The 5,254-nt window shown below is 44.3% G+C and carries 1 protein-coding gene; it reads left to right on the forward strand.

What is annotated here, in order from left to right:
• On the forward strand, positions 1 to 5,254 hold a 5,254-nt coding region (locus tag SP041_RS20465), incomplete at both ends, for an Ig-like domain-containing protein (protein WP_137298005.1).

Raw genomic sequence — 5,254 nt, forward strand, 5'->3', positions numbered from 1 at the left:
AACCCAGTAAATGATGCACCGACCTTAGCGGATGTGACGACTGCCATTGCTGATACAGCAGCAGCGGATAGCTTCGATGCAACTACCGGTACGTTAACAGCAAGTGATATTGATGACACAGCCTTTATTTACGACTTCACTGACGGCACTGATACCCATGTGGGTACGTACGGTACATTAACCTTAGCGAGCGATGGTAGTTACAGCTTTGCGCCAAACGCAGCAGCGATTGATGCGTTATCAAGCGACACCACTGAGATCTTCACGGTCCGTGTCACGGACAGTGGCGGCGATACTGGTATTGATAATGCGTTAAGCGATACTGCAACGTTTACGATAGATATTACGGCAGCGAACGATACGCCGATTAGCAGCGTAGCGATTGCAGACCAAACTCAAAGCGAAGACTTTGCTGATTACAGCATTGATTTAAAAGAATACTTCTCAGACGTTGAAACCTCAAACGCAGACCTAACTTACACGGTGAGTGGTAACAGCGATATTGGCGTGACGATTGTGGATGGTATTGCAACGTTTACGAGCGCAACCGATAACTTCACTGGTGTAGAAAACATTAGCTTCACTGCAACTGACCCTGATGGTCAAACAGTGACACAAACATTAGCCTTCACAGTAAGCCCAGTGAATAATGCACCAACGTTAGCGGATGTGACGACTGCCATTACTGATACAGCAGCAGCGGATAGCTTTGATGCAACTACAGGCACATTAACCGCAACGGACGTTGATGATAGCGCCTTTACTTACGACTTCACTGACGGCACTGATACCCATGTGGGTACGTACGGAACATTAACTTTAGCAAGCGATGGCAGTTACAGCTTTGCGCCAAACGCAGCAGCGATTGATGCGTTATCAAGCGACACCACTGAGATCTTCACGGTCCGTGTTACGGACAGTGGCGGTGACACTGGTATTGATAATGCCTTAAGCGATACTGCAACGTTTACGATAGATATCACGGCAGCGAACGATACACCAGTTAACAGTACTGATATTCCTGACCAAACACAAAATGAAGACTTCTCTGATTATGTTATTGATTTAAAAGAATATTTCACAGACGTTGAAACCTTGACTGCAGACTTAACTTATACTGTGACAGGTAACAGCGACATTGGTGTGACCATTGCTGATGGTATTGCAACCTTTAGCAGCGTGACAGACAACTTTAATGGCGTAGAAAACATTAGCTTCACGGCGGCTGACCCAGAAGGAGAGTCAGTGACACAAGCGATTGTATTTACTGTTAACCCAGTGAACGATGCACCAACGTTAGTAGATATCACTACTGCGATCACTGATACCGTGGCTGCAGATACTTTTGAAGCAACAACGGGAACATTAACGGCAGCTGATGTCGATGATACTAGTTTCACTTATGACTTTACTGATGGTACTGATACCCATGTGGGTACGTATGGTACATTAACCTTAGCAAGCGATGGCAGTTATAGCTTTGCGCCGAACGCAGCTGCGATTGATGCCTTATCTCACGACACGACTGAAGCCTTTACGGTACGTGTTACGGATAGTGGTGGTGATACGGGGATTGATAACGCGCTCAGCGATACAGCAACTTTCATCATTGATATTACGGCTGTGAATGATGCACCAATTAACAGTAATGATATTCCAGAGCAAATAAATGCGGAAGACTTCGCTGATTATACTATCGATTTAAAACACTACTTCTCAGATGTAGAAACCCCTGAAGCAAACTTAATTTATAGTGTTGATGGAAATACTAATATCGATGTAAACATTGAGAATGGTATTGCCACTATTAGCACTGCTGTGGATAATTTTAATGGCAGTGAAACATTAACTTTTAGTGCGACAGATCAAAGTGGTGCAACTATTAGTCAAAATGTTGTATTTAGTATCGAAGAAGTCAATGATGCTCCATTATTAAGTGATGAAACGATTGTTATTAATGATACAACGTTATCAGACTCTTTTATTGGTTTAACGGGGTCATTGACAACAACTGATGTAGACGATACTGATTTCATTTATGATTTTTCTGATGGTAACTTAAGTCAAGTTGGTGTGTATGGCACATTAACTCTACAAACAAATGGCGATTATACCTTTACGGCAAATGAATCGACTATTAATGAACTATCATCGAATACAACAGAGATGTTTGATATTAGAGTAAAAGATGCAAGTGATGCAATTAGTCGAGCAACGTTTACAGTAGAAATTATGGCTGCAAACGATGCGCCGATTAATAGTGTAACGATTCCAGATCAAACACAAAATGAAGACTTTGCTGATTACACTATCGATTTAAAAGAGTATTTTTCAGATGCTGAAACTTTGGTTGCAGATTTAACTTATTCTGTGGCAGATAACAGCGACATTGGAGTAACCATTGTTGATGGTATTGCGACCTTTACGAGCGTAACGGATGACTTCAATGGAGTCGAAAACATCAGCTTTACGGCTACCGATTCTGAAGGAGAATCGGTTACGCAAACGATTGTGTTTACGGTTAATTCAGTGAACGATGCACCAACTCTATCGGATGTCACGACAGCGATCATTGATACCGGAGCGACAGCAAGTCTTGATGTTATAACGGGAACATTAACGGTTGCAGATATTGATGACAGTAATTTTACTTATGACTTCATTGACGGTACTGATACGCATGTGGGAGCATATGGTACTTTAACCTTAGCGCAAGATGGTAGCTATAGTTTTGAGCCAAATGCTGCAGCAATTGATGCATTATCAAATGATGCAATTGGCGCATTTACCGTCCGTGTAACGGATAGTGGTAGCGACACTGGTATTGAGAATGCGTTAAGCGATACTGCAACGTTTACTATCAATATTACGGCAGCAAACGATACGCCGATTAGTAGTGCAATTATCGCAGATCAAACTCAAAACGAAGACTTTTCTGATTACAGCATTGATTTAAAAGAATACTTCTCAGACGCTGAGACCTCGGCTACAGATTTAACTTACACGGTGAATGGTAACAGCGACATTGGCGTGACGATTGTGGATGGTATTGCAACCTTTACGAGCGCAACTGATAACTTTACTGGTGTTGAAAACATTAGCTTCACGGCGACTGACCCAGAGGGTGAGTCAGTGACACAAGCGATTGTATTTACTGTTAACCCAGTGAATGATGCACCGACGTTAGCGGAGGTGACCACTGCCATTACTGATACAGCGGCAGCGGATAGCTTCGATGTAACTACCGGTACGTTAACAGCAAGTGATATTGATGACACTGACTTTACTTACGACTTCACTGACGGTACTGATACTCATGTGGGTACGTACGGTACATTAACTTTAGCAAGCGATGGCAGTTACAGCTTTGCGCCAAACGCAGCAGCGATTGATGCGTTATCAAGCGACACTACTGAAACCTTCACGGTCCGTGTTACGGACAGTGGCGGCGACACTGGTATTGAGAATGCCTTAAGCGATACTGCAACGTTTACGATAGATATCACGGCAGCGAACGATACGCCGATTAGCAGCACATCTATCGCAGACCAAACTCAAAGTGAAGACTTTGCTGATTACAGCATTGATTTAAAAGAATACTTCTCAGACGTTGAAACCTCAAACGCAGACCTAACTTACACGGTGAGTGGCAACAGCGACATTGGCGTGACGATTGTGGATGGTATTGCAACGTTTACGAGCGCAACTGATGACTTCAATGGCGTTGAAAACATTAGCTTCACGGCAACTGACCCTGATGGTCAAGCAGTGACACAAACGATTGCATTTACTGTTAACCCAGTGAATGATACACCGACGTTAACGGAGGTGACGGCTGCCATTACTGATACAGCGGCAGCGGATAGCTTCGATGCAACCACGGGTACATTAACCGCAACGGACGTTGATGATAGCGCCTTTACTTACGACTTCACTGACGGTACTGATACCCATGTGGGTACGTACGGAACATTAACCTTAGCAAGCGATGGCAGTTACAGCTTTGCGCCAAACGCAGCAGCGATTGATGCCTTATCAAGCGACACCACTGAAACCTTCACTGTCCGTGTCACGGACAGTGGCGGTGACACTGGTATTGATAATGCCTTAAGCGATACTGCAACGTTTACGATAGATATCACGGCAGCGAACGATACGCCGATTAGCAGCGTAGCGATTGCAGACCAAACTCAAAGTGAAGACTTTGGTGATTACAACATTGATTTAAAAGAATACTTCTCAGACGTTGAAACCTCAAACGCAGACTTAACTTACACTGTGAGTGGTAACAGCGACATTGGCGTGACGATTGTGGATGGTATTGCAACCTTTACGAGCGCTACCGATAACTTCAATGGCGTTGAAAACATTAGCTTCACGGTGACTGACCCTGATGGTCAAGCAGTGACACAAACATTAGCCTTCACAGTAAGCCCTGTGAATAATGCACCGACGTTAGCGGACGTGACGACTGCCATTACTGATACAGCAGCAGCGGATAGCTTCGATGCAACTACAGGCACATTAACCGCAACGGACGTTGATGATAGCGCCTTTACTTACGACTTCACTGACGGTACTGATACCCATGTGGGTACGTACGGAACATTAACCTTAGCAAGCGATGGCAGTTACAGCTTTGCGCCAAACGCAGCAGCGATTGATGCCTTATCAAGCGACACCACTGAAACCTTCACGGTCCGTGTCACGGACAGTGGCGGTGACACTGGTATTGATAATGCCTTAAGCGATACTGCAACGTTTACGATAGATATTACGGCAGCGAACGATACGCCGATTAGCAGCGTAGCGATTGCAGACCAAACTCAAAGCGAAGACTTTGCTGATTACAGCATTGATTTAAAAGAATACTTCTCAGACGTTGAAACCTCAAACGCAGACCTAACTTACACTGTGAGTGGCAACAGCGACATTGGCGTGACGATTGTGGATGGTATTGCAACGTTTACGAGCGCAACCGATAACTTCACTGGTGTTGAAAACATTAGCTTCACTGCAACTGATCCTGATGGTCAAACAGTGACACAAACATTAGCCTTCACAGTGAGCCCTGTGAATAATGCACCGACGTTAGCGGATGTGACGACTGCCATTACTGATACAGCGGCAGCCGATAGCTTCGATGCAACTACTGGTACGTTAACAGCAAGTGATATTGATGACACTGCCTTTACTTACGACTTCACTGACGGTACTGATACCCATGTGGGTACGTACGGTACATTAACCTTAA

This window comes from Psychromonas sp. SP041 (assembly GCF_000470315.2).
In the GTDB taxonomy this organism is placed as follows: domain Bacteria; phylum Pseudomonadota; class Gammaproteobacteria; order Enterobacterales; family Psychromonadaceae; genus Psychromonas.